The sequence below is a fragment of the Polaribacter aquimarinus genome, from assembly GCF_003129485.1.
In the GTDB taxonomy this organism is placed as follows: Bacteria; Bacteroidota; Bacteroidia; order Flavobacteriales; family Flavobacteriaceae; genus Polaribacter; species Polaribacter aquimarinus.
This window is the reverse complement of the sequence record NZ_QFFG01000004.1, coordinates 327,132-344,392: the sequence shown is the minus strand read 5'-3', so window position 1 is coordinate 344,392 and position 17,261 is coordinate 327,132. Positions and strand designations below refer to the sequence as shown.

At 28.8% G+C, this 17,261-nt stretch carries 16 protein-coding genes and 2 tRNA genes; 9 read left to right on the top strand and 9 right to left on the bottom strand.

The features are described from left to right. Nucleotides 1-168: 168 nt before the first annotated feature. Both porQ and cmk read left to right on the top strand, forming a co-directional pair. The gene (porQ, locus tag DIS07_RS11185) at nt 169-1,173 is read left to right on the top strand and encodes a type IX secretion system protein PorQ (protein ID WP_235869133.1); all 1,005 of its coding nucleotides are present in this window, start codon (nt 169-171) and stop codon (nt 1,171-1,173) included. Then, nucleotides 1,174-1,866, top strand: coding sequence for a (d)CMP kinase (gene cmk, locus DIS07_RS11180; protein WP_109405334.1), 693 nt, complete (start codon nt 1,174-1,176; stop codon nt 1,864-1,866). 70 nt (nt 1,867-1,936) lie between these two features. On the opposite strand, the gene DIS07_RS11175 is transcribed toward cmk, so the two are convergent. Together DIS07_RS11175 and DIS07_RS11170 are read right to left on the bottom strand one after the other, a co-directional pair. Further along, the gene (locus tag DIS07_RS11175) at nt 1,937-2,566 is read right to left on the bottom strand and encodes a 7-carboxy-7-deazaguanine synthase QueE (RefSeq protein WP_109405333.1); all 630 of its coding nucleotides are present in this window, start codon (nt 2,564-2,566) and stop codon (nt 1,937-1,939) included. Between the two features lies 1 nt (nt 2,567). Continuing rightward, on the bottom strand, nt 2,568-3,020 hold the full coding sequence (locus DIS07_RS11170) for a RidA family protein (protein WP_109405332.1): 453 nt from the start codon (nt 3,018-3,020) through the stop codon (nt 2,568-2,570). A gap of 214 nt (nt 3,021-3,234) precedes the next feature. Here DIS07_RS11170 and rpsA point away from each other — a divergent pair, with 214 nt between their 5' ends. The 3 genes from rpsA to DIS07_RS11155 all read left to right on the top strand — a co-directional run bounded on the left by rpsA (nt 3,235) and on the right by DIS07_RS11155 (nt 9,012). Beyond that, nucleotides 3,235-5,067, top strand: a complete 1,833-nt coding sequence (gene rpsA / locus DIS07_RS11165; RefSeq protein WP_109405331.1) for a 30S ribosomal protein S1 — start codon at nt 3,235-3,237, stop codon at nt 5,065-5,067. A 94-nt stretch (nt 5,068-5,161) separates the two neighbouring features. Continuing rightward, on the top strand, nt 5,162-7,618 hold the full coding sequence (locus tag DIS07_RS11160) for a hypothetical protein (protein WP_109405330.1): 2,457 nt from the start codon (nt 5,162-5,164) through the stop codon (nt 7,616-7,618). Nucleotides 7,619-7,686: 68 nt separating this feature from the next. Beyond that, a complete protein-coding gene (locus DIS07_RS11155) occupies nt 7,687-9,012 on the top strand; it encodes a M24 family metallopeptidase (RefSeq protein ID WP_109405329.1) in 1,326 nt (441 codons plus the stop codon). Here the strand turns inward: DIS07_RS11155 and DIS07_RS11150 are convergent. Beyond that, nucleotides 9,009-9,812, bottom strand: a complete 804-nt coding sequence (locus DIS07_RS11150) for a DUF6090 family protein (RefSeq protein WP_109405328.1) — start codon at nt 9,810-9,812, stop codon at nt 9,009-9,011. The genes DIS07_RS11155 and DIS07_RS11150 overlap by 4 nt on opposite strands. Nucleotides 9,813-10,031: 219 nt before the next feature. Between DIS07_RS11150 and glmM the strand changes: the two genes are divergently transcribed. Then, the gene (gene glmM, locus DIS07_RS11145; protein WP_109405327.1) at nt 10,032-11,426 is read left to right on the top strand and encodes a phosphoglucosamine mutase; all 1,395 of its coding nucleotides are present in this window, start codon (nt 10,032-10,034) and stop codon (nt 11,424-11,426) included. A 33-nt stretch (nt 11,427-11,459) separates the two neighbouring features. On the opposite strand, the gene DIS07_RS11140 is transcribed toward glmM, so the two are convergent. Beyond that, nucleotides 11,460-12,383, bottom strand: a complete 924-nt coding sequence (locus tag DIS07_RS11140) for a lysophospholipid acyltransferase family protein (RefSeq protein WP_109405326.1) — start codon at nt 12,381-12,383, stop codon at nt 11,460-11,462. Between the two features lie 86 nt (nt 12,384-12,469). Between DIS07_RS11140 and DIS07_RS11135 the strand changes: the two genes are divergently transcribed. Next, nucleotides 12,470-13,123: a rhomboid family intramembrane serine protease gene (locus tag DIS07_RS11135; RefSeq protein ID WP_235869134.1), complete on the top strand. Its 654-nt coding sequence runs from the start codon at nt 12,470-12,472 to the stop codon at nt 13,121-13,123. Nucleotides 13,124-13,272: 149 nt separating this feature from the next. Here DIS07_RS11135 and DIS07_RS11130 read toward each other — a convergent pair. Beyond that, nucleotides 13,273-13,345 (bottom strand) — tRNA-Gly (locus DIS07_RS11130). A 367-nt stretch (nt 13,346-13,712) separates the two neighbouring features. Then, nucleotides 13,713-13,786, bottom strand: a tRNA-Met gene (locus DIS07_RS11125). Nucleotides 13,787-13,896: 110 nt separating this feature from the next. On the opposite strand from DIS07_RS11125, the gene DIS07_RS11120 reads away from it, so the two are divergent. Both DIS07_RS11120 and DIS07_RS11115 read left to right on the top strand, forming a co-directional pair. Then, nucleotides 13,897-14,280, top strand: a complete 384-nt coding sequence (locus tag DIS07_RS11120; protein WP_109405324.1) for an START-like domain-containing protein — start codon at nt 13,897-13,899, stop codon at nt 14,278-14,280. A gap of 98 nt (nt 14,281-14,378) precedes the next feature. Next, entirely contained in the window at nt 14,379-15,212 is an 834-nt protein-coding gene (locus tag DIS07_RS11115; RefSeq protein WP_109405323.1) for an aminotransferase class IV, read from the top strand. Here DIS07_RS11115 and DIS07_RS11110 read toward each other — a convergent pair. The 3 genes from DIS07_RS11110 to fmt all read right to left on the bottom strand — a co-directional run bounded on the left by DIS07_RS11110 (nt 15,209) and on the right by fmt (nt 17,260). Beyond that, nucleotides 15,209-15,757 carry a YqgE/AlgH family protein gene (locus DIS07_RS11110; RefSeq protein WP_109405322.1) on the bottom strand — a complete coding sequence of 183 codons (549 nt, stop codon included), beginning with the start codon at nt 15,755-15,757 and terminating at the stop codon, nt 15,209-15,211. The two genes, DIS07_RS11115 and DIS07_RS11110, sit on opposite strands and share 4 nt — an antisense overlap. 100 nt (nt 15,758-15,857) lie before the next feature. Continuing rightward, nucleotides 15,858-16,130 (bottom strand): HU family DNA-binding protein, encoded by a 273-nt coding sequence (locus DIS07_RS11105; protein WP_109405321.1) that lies wholly within the window; start codon nt 16,128-16,130, stop codon nt 15,858-15,860. 185 nt (nt 16,131-16,315) lie between these two features. Continuing rightward, on the bottom strand, nt 16,316-17,260 hold the full coding sequence (gene fmt, locus DIS07_RS11100; protein ID WP_181374587.1) for a methionyl-tRNA formyltransferase: 945 nt from the start codon (nt 17,258-17,260) through the stop codon (nt 16,316-16,318). Between the last annotated feature and the right edge of the window lies 1 nt (nt 17,261).

The following is a 17,261-nucleotide window of genomic DNA, read 5'->3' as shown; positions in this document are numbered from 1 at the left end:
CTGCCTTTCTTTATCTTGATATAGTCAAGACTTACAAGCCTCATATCTTTAAGATATGAGGCTTTTTTATGAAAAATTGTTAGATTTTATGTAATATATTGATGTATTTTCGTTATTGATTTATAGTCGTTTTTTTATTGTTAAATGAATAAAAACAAAGTATTATTATTGATCTTTTTTTTATCAATTTGTTCTGTTAAAGCTCAAGTTGGTGGAGAAGAAATATATCAATTTTTGAATTTGTCTACTTCTGCAAGACAGATAGCTTTAGGAGGTGATGTTTTGACGCTTTTGGATGATGTTAATCAACCAATATGGAATCCTTCAGTTATTAATAAGGATTTAGATAATAAACTCTCTTTAAATTATACTAGTTATTTGGCTGGAATTAATATTGGTTCTTTATCATATGCTAAAACTATTTCAAGAAGATTTGGGACTATTCATAGTAGTATAAAATATTTAGATTATGGTACTTTAATTGGTGCTGATGAGCAAGGAAATGAAACTGGAAATTTTAATGCAAATGATATTGCTTTATCTATCGGATATGCAGTAAATCTACCTTGGACCAATTTATATTTAGGTTCTAATATTAGAATTATTAATTCTAATATCGCAAATTTTTCTTCAACTGGAATTTCTACAGATTTAGCATTATTATATAATAATCCTTATCAGCCTTTTACAGTTACTTTGGTTGCAAGAAATATAGGAACTCAAGTACAGACTTTTAATGGAAAACAAGAAAGATTACCATTTAGATTAGCTTTAGGAGGCTCATTTCAGTTGGAACATGTACCTTTAAAATGGTATGTAACTTTAGATAATTTGCAGCAGTGGAACTTATCTGTACCAAATCCATCTGATCAAACTACAGATTTAGAAGGAAATACTACTCAAGAAAAAATTGGATTTATTGGAAATACCTTACGACACTTTGTAATTGGTGCTGAATTATTTCCTAAAAGTGCAATTAATATAAGGTTAGGATATAACTTTAGAAGAGCGGCAGAATTGAAATTGCAAAATGCTAGAACTTTTAGTGGTATTTCTTTTGGTTTTGGATTAAAAATGAATAAATTTAAATTGAACTATGCATATTCTAAATTTCATTCTGCAGCAAATGCAAGTACATTTAGTTTGCTAATAGATTTAGATAGAACAAGATAGATGAGTAAAAAAATTACAATTGCAATAGATGGTTTTTCATCAACAGGTAAAAGTACTATTGCTAAGTTATTAGCAAAAAAATATAATTATATTTATGTTGATACTGGTGCTATGTATAGAGCGGTAACTCTTTTTTCAAAGCAAAATAATTTTGTAGGTAAAAACTTCTTGAATAAAGATGAATTGATATCTAAGTTACAATTGGTTAGGCTTTCGTTTCAATTTAATCAAAAATTAGGTTTTGCAGAGATGTATCTTAATGGAAATAATGTTGAAAAAGAAATCAGAACACTTGAAGTATCTCAACTTGTAAGTAAAGTAGCAGCAATATCTGAAGTTCGAAAAAAATTAGTTGCTGAACAACAACAAATGGGAAAAGAAGGAGGAATTGTAATGGATGGAAGAGATATTGGAACTGTTGTTTTTCCTGATGCAGATTTAAAATTATTCATGACTGCTTCTGCAGATAAAAGAGCCACAAGACGTTATAAAGAATTAATTGATAGGGGCGATAAAGTAAATTTTGATGAAATTCTTTTTAATGTTCAAGAACGAGACAGGATTGATTCTACAAGAGAAGATTCTCCTTTAATTAAAGCTAAAGATGCTATTGAATTTGATAATTCTGATATGGGAATTAAAGAACAGTTTGATCGAATTTGTTCTTTAGTTGACAGTAAATTAGAGGATTAGCTAAAAATTATTAAGTAGTCTTAACCCTGATTAAAGCGAGTGCGGAAAGCAGGAAATCACTTTAAAAAAATTAAGGAATATTTAAATACTTATGCGTTTGAAGAGATATTTTCCATTTAGGATTTTTCATCACATAATTTACGATTTCTTCGGTCATTTTTTCTTTTTTAGACCATTCTGGTTGCAAAAATAATTGACATTTTTTACCAACTTTATCGGCTTGTTGTTCTGCAAAATCGAAATCTGATTTGTTATGGATAATCATTTTTAATTCGTCAGCTTCTCTATAATTTTCTTGTAATGGTAGTTTTGTTTTCTTAGGTGAAAGGCAAAACCAATCCCATTTTCCAGAAAATGAATAGGCACCGGAGGTTTCTATATGGGTTTTTATATGATTTTCTTTAAGTAAATTAGTAATATAATCCATGGACCACATTAACGGTTCTCCACCTGTAATAACAACAGTATTGGCATGTTTTTTTACGTTACTTACAATGGTATCAGCTAAGGTTGGTGGGTGCAAATCTGCATTCCAACTTTCTTTTACATCGCACCAATGACAACCTACATCGCAACCGCCAACTCGAATAAAATAAGCTGCTGTACCAGTGTGACATCCTTCACCTTGTATGGTGTAAAATTCTTCCATTAACGGAAGCATAATTCCTTTATCGACTAAATCTTGTGTTTTTTTATCCATTTTATTTCTTTGCGGCAACTACTTCAATTTCAATTTTTGCACCTGCAACTAAATTGGCTGCAAATGTAGTTCTTGCAGGTAAATTATCGTTAAAAAAAGTGTGATAAATTGAGTTCATATTAGAAAAATCATTTATATCAGAAAGGATTACTGTACATTTTACTACATTTTTTAAGGTTAAATTATGCTGTTTTAATACCTCTTGAATATTTAGAATTGCTTGTTTGGTTTCTGCTTTAATTCCACCGTCAACAAGTTTACCTGTTTTGTGATTCCTACCAATTTGACCAGTTAAAAAATACAAATTGTTTACTTGAACTGCATCAGAAAAAGGAACATTTGCTCTGCTTTTTTCGTGAGATTTATAATATTTTATTGTTGTTTTTATTTCTTTTTTGCATCCAAAATTTATAAATAGCAATAATATACAGATTGTTTTTATAGTAGTTTTCATAAAAATTTGATTTTCAATTACAAATATAATCAGAATAAAAGTGATTTATTTTAATCTAAGTAATTAAAAATCAAATGATTTTTGTAAATTTGCACTCCTTTTTACGATAACAGATTTGAAAAAGGATATTTAGAAAACAAAATTAAAAAACATCTCTTACTGTTTTTATTGTTAAAAATCTGGAAAACAATAAGATACAAATTATTTTAGACATATGTCTGAAGAAACTAAAAACACTGAAGAGCAAGTAATTGCTACTGAAGTACAAGAAACTGCAGCTCCTGCTGTAGAAGAAACTGTAAATCCTGAACAATTTTTAGCAGATTTTAATTGGCACAAATACGAAGAAGGAATTGATGAAGTTGATGAATCTAAATTAAAAGAGTTTGAAAAAGCTTTAGAAGGAACTGTTGGTTTTGTTAATGAACGTGATGTTATTGAAGGTACTGTAATTAGAATTACAGACAGAGATGCAATTATTGACATTAACTCTAAATCTGAAGGAGTTATTTCTTTAAATGAATTTCGTTACAATCAAGCTTTAGCTGTTGGTGATAAAGTAGAAGTATTAGTAGATAAAAGAGAAGATTCTTCTGGTCAATTAGTATTATCTCACAAAAAAGCAAGAGTAATTAAAGCTTGGGAACGTGTAAATAACGCTCATGAAACAGGTGAAGTAGTTAACGGTTTTGTTAAATGTAGAACAAGAGGTGGTATGATTGTGGATGTTTTCGGAATAGAAGCATTTTTACCAGGTTCTCAAATTGATGTAAAACCAATTAGAGATTACGATCAATATGTTGAGAAAACAATGGAATTCAAGGTTGTAAAAATCAACCACGAATTTAAAAACGTTGTTGTATCACACAAAGCGCTTATCGAAGCAGATATTGAATTACAGAAAAAAGAAATCATTGGCCAGTTAGAGAAAGGACAAGTATTAGAAGGTGTTGTTAAAAACATTACTTCTTACGGTGTATTTGTTGATTTAGGAGGTGTTGATGGTTTAGTACATATTACAGATTTATCTTGGTCAAGAATCAATCATCCGAATGAGGTTGTTGAATTAGATCAAAAATTAAATGTAGTAATTTTAGATTTTGATGATAACAAATCTAGAATCCAATTAGGATTAAAACAATTATCTGCTCACCCATGGGAAGCTTTAAGTGCTGATTTAAAAATTGGTGATAAAGTAACTGGAGAAGTTGTTGTTTTGGCAGATTATGGAGCATTTGTAGAAGTTGAACAAGGAGTAGAAGGATTAATTCACGTTTCTGAAATGTCTTGGTCAACACATTTACGTTCTGCACAAGATTTCGTAAAAGTTGGAGATAAAGTTGAAGCTCAAATCTTAACTTTAGATAGAGAAGATCGTAAAATGTCTTTAGGTATCAAACAATTACACCCAGATCCTTGGACAGATATTACAACGAAATACCCTGTTGGTTCAACGCATACAGGTACTGTAAGAAATTACACAAACTTTGGAGTATTTGTTGAGTTAGAAGAAGGTATTGATGGTTTAGTATACATCTCTGATTTATCTTGGACTAAGAAAGTGAAGCATCCATCAGATTTTGTCACTGTTGGTCAACAATTAGAAGTTCAAGTTTTAGAATTAGATGTAGAGAACAGAAAGTTAAACTTAGGTCACAAGCAAACTCAAGAAAACCCTTGGGATGAGCATGAAGCTACGTTTGCAATCGGTTCTAAGCACGAAGGAACTATTAAAGATAAGAATGATAAAGGAGCAACTGTAACTTTAGCTGGAGATGTAGAAGGTTTTGCACCAACTCGTTTCTTAGATAAAGAAGATGGTTCTAAATTAGGTAAAGGAGATACAGCAGAATTTGTTGTTTTAGAATTTTCTAAAGAATACAGAAGAGTAGTTGTTTCTCATACATCTATCTTTAGAGAGCAAGAAAAAAGAAATGTAAAAGCAGCCGTTAAAAAAGCAGCAGAAGCAGAAAAAACTACCTTAGGAGATATTGGTGGTCTTGCAGATTTAAAAAAGAAAATGGAAGCTGGGTCAAAAAAGAAATAATTCTTTTCACTATTAAGCTGATATTTATAATATCTGAAAAGCCGATGCTATATGCATCGGCTTTTTTTGTATATTTTGAAATTAAATAATTTATATGATTTACGAAATTCCAAAAGATTTTGATTTTTTTAATATTCCTAAACATTATAAAAACTCTATATGGATTTTAAGGGAGGAATACAATGTGTTTAACTCTCTTAAAAAAGTAATAAAATTTCCTGAAAATATCATATTACAATTCGAAGGAGGTAAATTCTGTGCAAAAAAAACTAACAACTTAAAACAGAAATATATTATATCACTAGAAGGAAAAAATACTTCAATAAATAACACTTCTTTAAATATTTTTAATGATATATCAAATTTTAATTTTACTGGAAAATGGAATGTAGATATTGTTTCTCCTTTATGGTTTGGCGCAAAATCAGACGGTAAATCAGATGATACTTTACCTTTATTAAAATCGATAGAGTTATTAAAACTTACACCACAGAAAACCCTCAGAGGCGGAAATTTTTACATTACAAAAAAAATTATAGTTAAGGATGTAGACAATTTAACAATTATAGGGAATTTATCTTTAAAAGGAAATATTAATAAAGAGTTCTTATTGCAAGTTTCAGGGTCTTCTAATTTTTTTGAATCATCAAAAAAAATGACAAATATTGAAAGCGATGTAAATAAAGGGGAATCATATATTCTTTCAAAAATGGCAAATAAATTTTCTAAAGGAGATATTCTAAAAATTGTTTCAGAAAAGAAATTTTGTGAGTTAGGTAATGAAGATATTAAGCAAGGAGAAATGCATAGTGTTAAAAAAATTGAAGGTCAAATAATATATTTAAATACAACATTAAACGATACTTATTTACTTACCGATAGTGCAAGAATAGCTAAAATAAACCCAGTTTCAATTATATGTAGTGAAAAATTATACTTTGAAAATGATAGTATTTTAGGTAAAGGAATGAGAATTGATTATGGTGTAGATTTTAAATTAAATAATGTTGTAGGTAAAAATAATAATGAGATTTTCGTTGAAATTTTTCATTGTTATGGTGTAAGTATTAATATAAATTCTTACAATACATATAGTAAAAGTCAAGGTTATGGAATAGCAATTGAAGGGAGTTCTATGAATTGCATAATATCTGGTATTGCTATGGGAAGTAGGCATTCTGTTGCATTTGGTGGTACAGGTGATGAAGGAGGTGTTTCTTGGGATTGTAAAGTTTCTGTTACTGGATCTGGAGTGCTAGATCATCATATTTTTGACACTCATTATTCAGTTGGACGTGTATATTGGCTAAATTGTATTGGAATAGGTACTATTACCAATGACTCTATTCCAATACCTGTTCCAAAATTTAGTTCTAAAAAATCTTATAATAAAAATGATGTAGTTATATATGAAGGCTGGGTTTATAAATCTTTAGTCAATTCTAATATTGGTTTTCTTCCACCAAATAAAGAGAGATGGATTGGACTTAGAAAGAACCAAACCCCATTGTTTGGCTTCAGAGGAGGTGAAAATTACATTACAAATTGTGAAGGCAGAGATTTATCTACATTAATTAATGTAAGTAAGAATGCAAATGTATCTATTTATTGTAAGAATATTATTGGAACAAATATTTCTACAGCAGGTATAAGTGTACCATCCAACTATAATTATAATGGGAAAAAAATTATTAATAATGCAATTATTAATAATTTAGAAATTAATGGTATGTCAATATTCAATAAAGGTTATTCCAATGAAAATTATTTAGTTTATATAGGGAAATCTAATGCAACCATAAAAAAATGGAAGTTTAATAATTTTAAAGGTGATAATTTTAGTTTAGGATATATCCATATAAATACCAATATGCCAAATGTTTTAGAGTTTAAAAACATAAATATCTCCTTAAAAAGAAGTTTAGTTAAATCTGCTTGTTCTTTTGTTATAGGTAGAGATATGAAAAAAATAAGACTAGATAATTACTCATCTTTTGGGGGTATTTCTCCTGTTAAAATTTTAAGTATTAATAATTCTAATTTAGATATGTTAGACTTAAATCAGATAAATTTTGTAGACTCAATAACTAGTGATATCAATCTATCTGGAATTCCAAAAATTGATGTTGTTAATATTTCAAATTCTAAGTTTTATAGTAACAAAGAATACGATAAAAATAAATTGCAATATTGTTTCAGAATATTGTCTAACAACTCTAATCTTGAACCTAAAATAAATAAAATGATGATTTCTAATTTAAATTTAATTGGTGATTATTTGTTTTTTTTAATTGAAAAAGTTGAAAAACTAATGTATTTCTCTGTTGATTTAGAAAGAGAGTTATATTATAAAGATAAAAAACCAAATATCGTAATTTTAAACGGAACCTTTAATGAACCTAGAGCAATAGAAGGGTATGGTGATCCCAATATTGAATGCGATATAGAAGTTCCAATAGGTTGCATTTATTATAATTTAAATAAAAATGAGGGCAGTTTTATATATATATATAATAAGAAAAATGGGAGAAATGTTTGGATTCCTAAATAAATCAACACTATTTTTTCCAATCTAATACTGATGTTTTTTTAGTTATATTTATATAATATTTAATACAAATGAAAAAAATACTAGTTGTTTTTTATTTACTTCTATTGTTTTTAGGCTGTCATCAAGAAAAGATAGCTGAAGAAGAAATTAATCCAATTACTTATTGGGGCAAAAATCCTTGGCCAGAAATAAGAAAGAAAAGAATTCAGACACTTTTACCAAATGCTTTAAAAGAAGCAAATGTAGATTGTTGGGTGGTGATTTGTAGAGAAAATAATAACGACCCATTAGCAGATCATATAGGAGGGGAAAATGCTGGTGGTACAGCTGCATTTTTATTTTTTAATGATGAAAAAGGATTTCATTCTATTGTTTTTTCACCCTCAGGAGAAGCAACTGCTTTAGATGAATTGGATATTCATGATAAAGTAATACCAGTAAAAAGGGGAGTGTCTTCTATTTTAAAAGCGGTAGATTTTATTAAAGAAAAAAAATTTGAAAAGATTGCTGTAAATTCTTCAGATTCAAACTCTACGGCTGATGGATTATCATTTACACAAAGATTAGCTATTGAGAATTTAATGGGAGAAGATAAGAAAAAACTTGTTTCTGCAACAGAATTAGTATATAATTGGTTGTCTATAAAATTACCAGAAGAAGTTGAAATTTTAAGAAAAGCTGCACAATTAACAGCTGATTGGCAAATAGAAGCATATAAAAAAGTAATACCAGGTAAATCTACAGATGCTGATATTGCAAAGTTTTTAAAGCAGAAAATTGCTGAATATGGAGTTAAAGATGGTTGGGCAACAGATCAAAATCCAAACGTAAATTCTGGTCCAGACAGAGGACATTCACATGCAACTAATAAAGTTATTATGCCTGGAGATGTTATTCAAATTGATTTTGGAATTAAAGTTTATAATAGATGGGTAAGTGATATTCAGCGTTTTGCTTATGTTTTAAAAGAAGGAGAAACCAAAGCACCAAAAGATATTCAGTTTTATTGGGAGAGTGGAAAATCTGGAAATAGAATTGCTTTACAATCAATGAAACCTGGTGTAAAAGGTATAGATGTAGATAAAGCACAAAGAGTATTAATGCAGAAAAATAAATCTGAATATGTAATGTGGAGTACAGGTCATCCTGTGGGATATGTAGCTCACGATGTAGGCCCTAATTTAGGAGGTTCACAAGCAACGCATGTACGTCCAGCCTCTCAAAAAGAATTAAAAGAAGGTATGACTTTTGCTTTTGATGGTTTTCATTCATGGAAAAGTAAAGATGGTACATTGAAAACTATTTCTGTAGAAGAAATGGCAGTTGTTACAAAAAGCGGTGCAAGATATTTAATTGAACCTCAAGAAGAGTTAATCTTAATTAAGAGTAATTAAACTGTAGTTGCCTTTTTATTGGTATAACCTAAGTCTTCATATATAGATTTTATTAGTTCTTCAGCAATTTCCAAGGTGTCGTTTACCATATATAAATGAACACTCGAAATTTGAATTCTAATTTTAATAGCATTTAACAAGTCTAATTTTGTTTCTGATGATTTTAATCTATTTTCAATAAGACTAGTTAAATTTATATATTCTCCCAATAAATACTCTTCACCTTTCCCTATATCTTCATCATACATTGTTATTTGACAAAGTTTTTTAATAATTGGATATATCTCAGGATAAAAAATATTATCTATATTATTTCTAACATCATCATAATTTCCTTGAGAGGAAAGATAATAGTTTATTATATCTACACTAAGTATCTTATTGGTAATAAGATTAAGTTGACCAGAAGAAACAAGTTCTGAATAGGTGTTGTTAGTGTTAGGGAAGTTATATGTTTCTATTAAGAAGTTTAATTTATCATTTAAACTGTCAATTTGTACAAAACTTTTATGCTTATCAAAATCTTTAATTATAGACTTACCAATATCTATAGATTCTAGGCAATGTCTTTTCATGTCTTTTAATATGACTTTTTGAAATTCAATGTCTTCAACAATATTGTTTAAATACCATTTTTCTTTCTTGCTATTTTCATTTTGAGTATTTAAATTATCAAAATACAATGCCAACATTATACCAATCATTACTAAAAAAACCTCTCCAATAGCATAAATTAAATACTTGCTAAAACTACTTTCTTTAAGTAGTTTGGTTCTAATCTTTCTAAAATAATGAATCATGAATTTTGGAGTTTTTTTAAAGGTACAAAATTTATTTAGACGTTTTTTATAGGTTGGGTTTTACGCACTTTATTTTTGCTAATTTTTAAAAAAGAGCTCAAACAAATGCTACAATCTCTGTCGTATTTTTTTGTTAGCAAACAGAATATTAATATAGGCTACTACTTGTTAATTTATAATTATATTTGTTCCGCTAAATAAAAAAAGACAACTAAAAGAATGACATTAATCAAATCAATTTCAGGAATTAGAGGAACCATTGGAGGTAAAACTGCCGATAATTTAACACCAATAGATGCTGTGAAATTTGCTTCAGCTTATGGAGCATTTATAAAAGAAAGAAATCAAAATAAAGAAAAAATTAAAGTTGTAATTGGTAGAGATGCTCGTATTTCTGGAAAAATGATTTCTAGTTTGGTAGCCAACACTTTAGTTGGTCTAGGAATAGATGTTGTAGATTTAGGTTTATCAACTACACCAACAGTAGAAGTAGCAGTACCTCTAGAAAAAGCAGAAGGAGGAATCATTTTAACTGCTTCTCATAATCCAAAACAATGGAATGCTTTAAAATTGTTAAATGAAAAAGGTGAGTTTTTAAATGGTGCAGAAGGAGAGAAAATTCTTGAGTTAGCTGAAAGTGAAAATTTTAATTTTGCAGAAGTTGATGATTTAGGTACTTATTCAAAAAATAAGACTTATGTCGAAAAACATATTAATGAAGTTTTAGATTTAGAATTTGTAGATGTTGAAGCTATTAAAAAAGCAAATTTTAAAGTTGTGGTAGATGCTGTAAATTCTACCGGAGGAATTTTTATTCCAGCTTTACTAAAAGAACTTAATGTAGAATGTATTGAATTATATTGTACTCCAAACGGACAATTTCCTCATAATCCAGAACCTTTAAAAGAACATTTAACGGATATTTCTGAATTAGTAGTTAAAGAAAGTGCTGACTTAGGGATTGTAGTTGATCCAGATGTAGATAGACTCGCTTTGGTTTGTAATGACGGTTCTATGTTTGGTGAAGAATATACTTTGGTAGCTTGTGCAGATTATGTTTTAGGAAGATTAGGTGGTGGAAATACAGTATCTAATTTATCATCTTCTAGAGCATTAAGAGATGTGACTCAAAAGCATGGAGGAACCTATACAGCTTCTGCTGTAGGGGAAGTAAATGTGGTGATTAAGATGAAAGAAACAAACACTGTAATTGGTGGAGAAGGAAATGGAGGAATCATTTACCCAGCATCACATTATGGGCGTGATTCATTAGTTGGAGTAGCATTATTTTTATCTCATTTAGCACACAAAAAAATATCTTGTGCAGCATTACGAGATTCTTATCCAAGTTATTTTATGAGTAAAAATAAGATTCAGTTAACTCCACAGATAGATGTAGATCAACTTTTAGAAACTATGGCTTCTAAATATGCAAATGAAGATGTAAATACGATTGATGGTGTTAAGATAGATTTTGCTGAAGAGTGGATTCATTTACGTAAATCGAATACAGAACCAATTATAAGAATATATACAGAAGCAAAATCTCAAGATGCAGCAGATGCTTTGGCTGAACGTTTTATAGAAGAAATAAAAACAGTTGCGGGCATTTAGAGTTTAAATTATAAAAATAAAAAAGAGAAGAAATTAAATTTTCTTCTCTTTTTTATTTTTAGCCATCATTTCTTTCCATTCATCATAAATATCTTTGTGCTTAAAGCGTTTATGAGACCATAAGTAAAATTCTGGTTGACGAATGATGTTATTTTCTGTAAGCTCAGTATAGATATCGGTTATTTTATAATTTTTATAGTTTTTAGGAGTTTCAGTTATCAGTTGAAATTCAACTTCATAATATCCTCTTTTTATTTTTTTAGCAACGTAATTAATTACAACAAAATCAAATTTTTTAGAAAGCATTTCTGCACCAGTATGAACAGGAACTTTTGTTCCAAAAAATGATTTCCAATAAAAAGTTTTATGAGGCTGTGGAGATTGATCACTTAATAGAATATAAGCACCTTGTTTTTTTTCATTATAATTTTTTTGAATTGTTTTTACCGTTTCAGAGGTCTTACAACCTAGCACACCAAATTTTTCTCTTGAGTCTCTAACCCATTTTTCAAAATATTTATTGTTAAGCTTTGTGTAAGCCCCGTAAACATCAATATTTAAAGCTAAAGGTAAACTAATTGACCATTCCCAATTTGCTTGATGTGCACCAACCAAAGCAATACTTTTTCCTTCAGCAGCATATTTATTAACCAATTCGGAGTTTTTATAAATATATCTTCTTTTTATTTCTTTTTCGGATATCGTAAATGCTTTCACACTCTCCATTACTAAATCGATAAAATGTTTAAAGAATTTTTTTGAGATTTTCTTTAATTCATCATCAGATTTTTCAGGGAATGAAAGTTTTAAGTTGTCGAAAACCACTTTTTTTCTGTAACCTATAAGATAGTACATTATAAAATACAGAAAATCAGACTTTATATATAAAATCTTCATTGGTAATCTAGAAAGTATCCAAATTATTGGGTAAGCTATTGCAAAAACAGCAAAATTCATAAAATGTTTTTTAATGATGCAAATATCGTATATAATTTAAAACTAGAATAGTAATACTAAACTGTTTTTAGTATGTTTGTTTAATGATGAATAATATGAATCAAGCAGTTTTATTAATTATAATTGCTAACGTTTTGGTCTCTATGAAAGGATTTAATGATTATTCTTTTTTAGATAAATATAAATTTCAAGTTAGTAGAATTTTAAATGGTGAAAAAATAAGAGCGTTAACATCTGGGTTTTTGCATGTAGATTGGTTGCACCTTGGGTTTAACATGTATGCTTTATATCTTTTTGGAGATATTGTTGCTAAGATTTTAGGAACGCCAGATTTTTTAATAATTTATTTTGGAAGCTTACTGTTTGGTAGTTTGTATTCTTTACAATATCATAAAAATGAACCGTATTATAGCGCTGTAGGTGCTTCTGGAGCTGTTTCTGGTATTGTGTATTCATCAATATTATTATATCCAGGAATGGAGTTGTATTTGTTTTTTATTCCAATACCAATTCCAGGGTATATTTTTGGAGTTGGATACTTACTATATTCTATTTATGGTATGAAAAAACAATTAGGTAATATTGGCCATTCGGCACATTTAGGTGGAGCAATAGGTGGTTTTGCTGCAACTTTATTATTAGAACCGTCTATATTTACCACAAATAAAATATTAGTTATAGCACTTGGAATTCCAATTGTATTATTATTGTTTTTTGGGGATAAGTTAAAAAACATATAAGATGATTCTATGTTTTAACAAAATTTTCTTTTAACCTATTCTATTAAAGTTTATCTCGTTTTAAACTTCTTCTAATAAAACTCTAGTTTAGTTTAGTTAAGTTTAGAACATAAAAAAAAGACTTTATCTGAAGAAGATGAAGTCTTTTGAGCGAAAGACCAGGTTCGAACTGGCGACATTCAGCTTGGAAGGCTGACGCTCTACCAACTGAGCTACTTTCGCATGGTAAAGGACTGCAAATATAAAATGATTTTTGAATTCTACAAGATTTTTTGCGTCAAAAATTAATAAAAATTCAAATGTTTTCAATACTTTTTGGTTATGTAATCTATAGATGATGTAAACCAAATTATAGTAGAATTTGTGAGATTTTGATTGCTTACCTAAGCATTTAATTCAAAAACATTTACAACTTTAACTTTTACAAAATTATCTATTCAATAAAAAAATGTTTTCCAAGTTATTATCCTAATAATACTCATCAATATTTACATCATCTAATTCTATTTTTTTACATATAGTTTTGTAGAAATGTAAAACGGTTGTAATATAAAATAAAAAATCTCAAACTTTTAGTTTGAGATTTTAGTAGCGAGGAGCAGATTTGAACTGCCGACCTCAGGGTTATGAATCCTGCGCTCTAACCAACTGAGCTACCTCGCCATTAGGTTTTGAGGCTGCAAATATAATTGATTTTTGGAGATTACCAAGATGTGTTTTTAATTTTTTTTAAATAGAATTAATACCTATATTGTCATCCTAAGAAATCTACAATGGATAAAGTAAAATATCAATTAGAAATTCCCATACATGCATCACCAAACATGTTGTATCAATATATTTCCTCACCATCTAGTTTACAAGAATGGTTTGCAGATAAGGTAAATTCTAGAGGGAAAGTTTTTAGTTTTGAATGGGATGGAGTAGAGGAGAAAGCAGAATTAATCGCAAAGAAATCAGGAGAAAGAATCCGTTTTAAATGGTTAGAAAGTGAAGATGATGATAGTTTTTTTGAAATAGCAATTCAAGTTGACGCATTAACTAAAGATGTATCTTTAATCATAACTGATTTTGCTGATGAAGAAGATGAGATAGAAGAAGCCAAACAATTGTGGGAAAATCAGATAGACGAATTAAAGCATACTATTGGTGCTTAATTGGCAAAAAAAATAAATTTAAAGCTCAACTTTTGTTGAGTTTTTTTATGCCTTCATATTTTTAAATACACTAATTTTGCAACTTTAAATTCTTAGTTATGATTAATTTTAATGGTGAATTATTATACCCAGAAAATATAAATATATCTACTGAAAATAGAGCTTTTAAATATGGAGATGCTATTTTTGAAACAATTAGAATAATCAATAAAAAAATTATTTTTTGGGAGGACCATTATTTTAGATTAATGGCTTCTATGCGAATGTTGCGTATGAAGATTCCTATGGAATTTACCTTAGAATTTTTAGAAAAAGAAATTTTAAAAACAGTTGCTGTTCAAGAACAAGTGAGTGATTATAGAGTCCGTTTTAATATTTTTAGAAAAAATGGTGGTTTATACAAACCCGATACGAATAAGATTGAATATACAATTGAAGTTGATGTAAACACTTATTTAACCAAAGAAGTATACAAATTAGATGTTTTTAAAGATTTTTACAATTATTCAGGATTATTGTCAACTGTAAAAACAAATAACAGAATGCTTAATACTTTAGCAAGTATTTTTGCTGACGAAAATGATTTGGATAATTGTGTATTATTGAATGAGAGAAAAGGGGTTGTTGAGGTAACCAACGGAAATATTTTTATTATTAAAGGTAACATTATAAAAACCCCTGCGTTAACCGAAGGTTGTATAAAAGGTGTTGTTCGAAAAAAAATGATAGAAATGATTTCTAAAAATAAAGAATTTACAATTGAAGAAACAGTAATTTCTCCTTTTGAAATACAAAAAGCAGACGAAGTTTTTATTACTAATGCAATTATTGGAATTCAACCTGTTACGAATTACAAGAAAAAAACTTTTAAAACAGAAGTAGGTAAGAAATTAGCAAATAATTTAAGAATACTACAAGTAGCTGGGAACTAATTTAGATTAAAATCACTTGGCGCGTTAGCCCAAAGTTTGTAATCTCCACCTTTTTGCAACAATTTATTTTTCCAGAGACTTTTTTCGTCCAAAGAGAAAATATTTTCGAAATCATTTTCTCCAACAAACCAAGAGTTTTGATTCATTTCTTTGACTAGTTGTTGTTTTCCCCAACCAGAATATCCTAAGAAAAATCGAATATCAGAAGTTTTTAAAACTTCATCATTTAATAATTCTTTAAGTGATTCGAAATTTCCTCCCCAAAAAATACCATTTGCGACTTCTATACTATCAGGGATTAATTCTGGTATTTTATGAACAAAATACAAATTGTCTTGCTCCACAGGACCGCCTTGATAAACTGGAAAGTGACAATTTACATCAGGTAAAAGATCATTGACAGTATATTCTAAAGGTCTATTTAAAATAAAACCAACAGAATTGTTTGATGTATGTTCTGTAAGTAGAACTATAGCTCTGTTAAAAGAGCTATCATTAAGAATGGCCGGTTCAGCAATTAAAAGTTTTCCTTTATCAAGTTTCAAATTATTCTTTTAAGATTTATTCTAAAAGTATAAAAAAATAAGGAATAAAAAAAACTCCCTAAAAAAAGAGAGTTTTGAATATACTATTAAACTAATTTTTTTAGTTTACAGCGTCGCTTAATCCAGCTCCAGCTTTAAATTTTGCTACATTTTTAGCAGCAATTTGGATAGTTTGCCCTGTTTGAGGGTTTCTTCCTGTTCTTGCAGCTCTGTTAGATACTGAGAAAGTTCCAAATCCTACTAAAGCAACTTTACCACCACCTTTTAATGCAGAAGTTACATTATCTGTAAAAGATTCTAATGCCGCTTTAGCTGCTACTTTAGAAATTCCTGCATCTGCAGCCATTGCATCGATTAAATCTGACTTGTTCATAATAAATAGATTTTTAAATTATTGAATATTATTTTTTGCTTAAAAGCTTAACAAATATAGACGGATTAAGGGCTTATGCAAATTTGATTCTTAAAAAAGCATCATTTTGTTAATAAATGATAGTAAATTGTTAATAAAGCTAGTTGGAAAAATAAAAAACCCTACAATCCTTGTGGATAAAGGCTTTACAACATTCTAGAGTCTTTATGAAAAGTGTAACCATTTAAAAGACTTTTTGAGTCCATTTTTTTCTTTCCAGAAAGTTTAATTTCATCAATAATTATAAAACCATTTTTTACCGCAACTTTTAAATCTTTCTTTGAGGTGATGATTGCGCCAATTTTAAAATTATGATTTTCTAATTCTTTCCGAATCGCATAAATCTTAGCGGTTATTTCTTCATTATTATTGCAAAAAATTGTCCAAGCAGTTGGGAAAGGGTTTAAACCTCTAATTTTATTGTAGATGTTATCAATAGTATCGTTCCAATTAATTTTTGTGTTTTCAGGATTTAGTTTTGGTGCAGATTTTTCCTCTCGTTCTGGTTGTTTAGTGGTGTTTATTTTTTCTGTAGAGATTAAATTAACAGTTTTAGCAACCAATTCAGCTCCTATAAACATCATTCTATCGTGTAAACTCCCTACAGTTTCATTATCAGCAATCGAAATTTCATCTTGTAAGATAATTTCTCCCGTGTCAATTTTATCATCAATAAAAAAAGTGGTAACACCCGTTTTTGTTTCTCCATTTATTATCGCCCAATGTATTGGGGCTGCACCTCTATATTCTGGTAAGAGCGATGCGTGTAGGTTAAAAGTGCCGTATTTAGGCATTTTCCATACAACTTTTGGCAACATTCTAAAGGCAACTACAATTTGTAAATTGGCATTTAAAGCTTTTAAATCATCTAAAAAATCTTCGTTTTTAAGATTTTTAGGTTGTAGAATAGGTAAATCTACAGATTTTGCATATTTCTTAACTGCAGATTCGTTTAGTTTTCTTCCTCTACCAGCAGGTTTGTCTGTGGCAGTAATTACACCAACTACATTATAATTGTTCTCTACCAAGTGTTTTAGAATAGTAACTGCAAAATCTGGAGTTCCCATAAAAACTATACGTAAGTCTTTCATA

Coding starts and splice junctions, on each gene's coding strand:
- DIS07_RS11120 (WP_109405324.1), top strand. CDS start 13,897: ATGGATAAAGTAAAATATCAATTAGAAATTCCCATACATGCATCACCA.
- DIS07_RS11170 (WP_109405332.1), bottom strand. CDS start 3,020: ATGAAAACTACTATAAAAACAATCTGTATATTATTGCTATTTATAAAT.
- fmt (WP_181374587.1), bottom strand. CDS start 17,260: ATGAAAGACTTACGTATAGTTTTTATGGGAACTCCAGATTTTGCAGTT.
- DIS07_RS11150 (WP_109405328.1), bottom strand. CDS start 9,812: ATGATTCATTATTTTAGAAAGATTAGAACCAAACTACTTAAAGAAAGT.
- DIS07_RS11155 (WP_109405329.1), top strand. CDS start 7,687: ATGAAAAAAATACTAGTTGTTTTTTATTTACTTCTATTGTTTTTAGGC.
- glmM (WP_109405327.1), top strand. CDS start 10,032: ATGACATTAATCAAATCAATTTCAGGAATTAGAGGAACCATTGGAGGT.
- rpsA (WP_109405331.1), top strand. CDS start 3,235: ATGTCTGAAGAAACTAAAAACACTGAAGAGCAAGTAATTGCTACTGAA.
- DIS07_RS11140 (WP_109405326.1), bottom strand. CDS start 12,383: ATGAATTTTGCTGTTTTTGCAATAGCTTACCCAATAATTTGGATACTT.
- DIS07_RS11135 (WP_235869134.1), top strand. CDS start 12,470: ATGAATAATATGAATCAAGCAGTTTTATTAATTATAATTGCTAACGTT.
- DIS07_RS11175 (WP_109405333.1), bottom strand. CDS start 2,566: ATGGATAAAAAAACACAAGATTTAGTCGATAAAGGAATTATGCTTCCG.
- cmk (WP_109405334.1), top strand. CDS start 1,174: ATGAGTAAAAAAATTACAATTGCAATAGATGGTTTTTCATCAACAGGT.
- DIS07_RS11105 (WP_109405321.1), bottom strand. CDS start 16,130: ATGAACAAGTCAGATTTAATCGATGCAATGGCTGCAGATGCAGGAATT.
- DIS07_RS11160 (WP_109405330.1), top strand. CDS start 5,162: ATGATTTACGAAATTCCAAAAGATTTTGATTTTTTTAATATTCCTAAA.
- DIS07_RS11115 (WP_109405323.1), top strand. CDS start 14,379: ATGATTAATTTTAATGGTGAATTATTATACCCAGAAAATATAAATATA.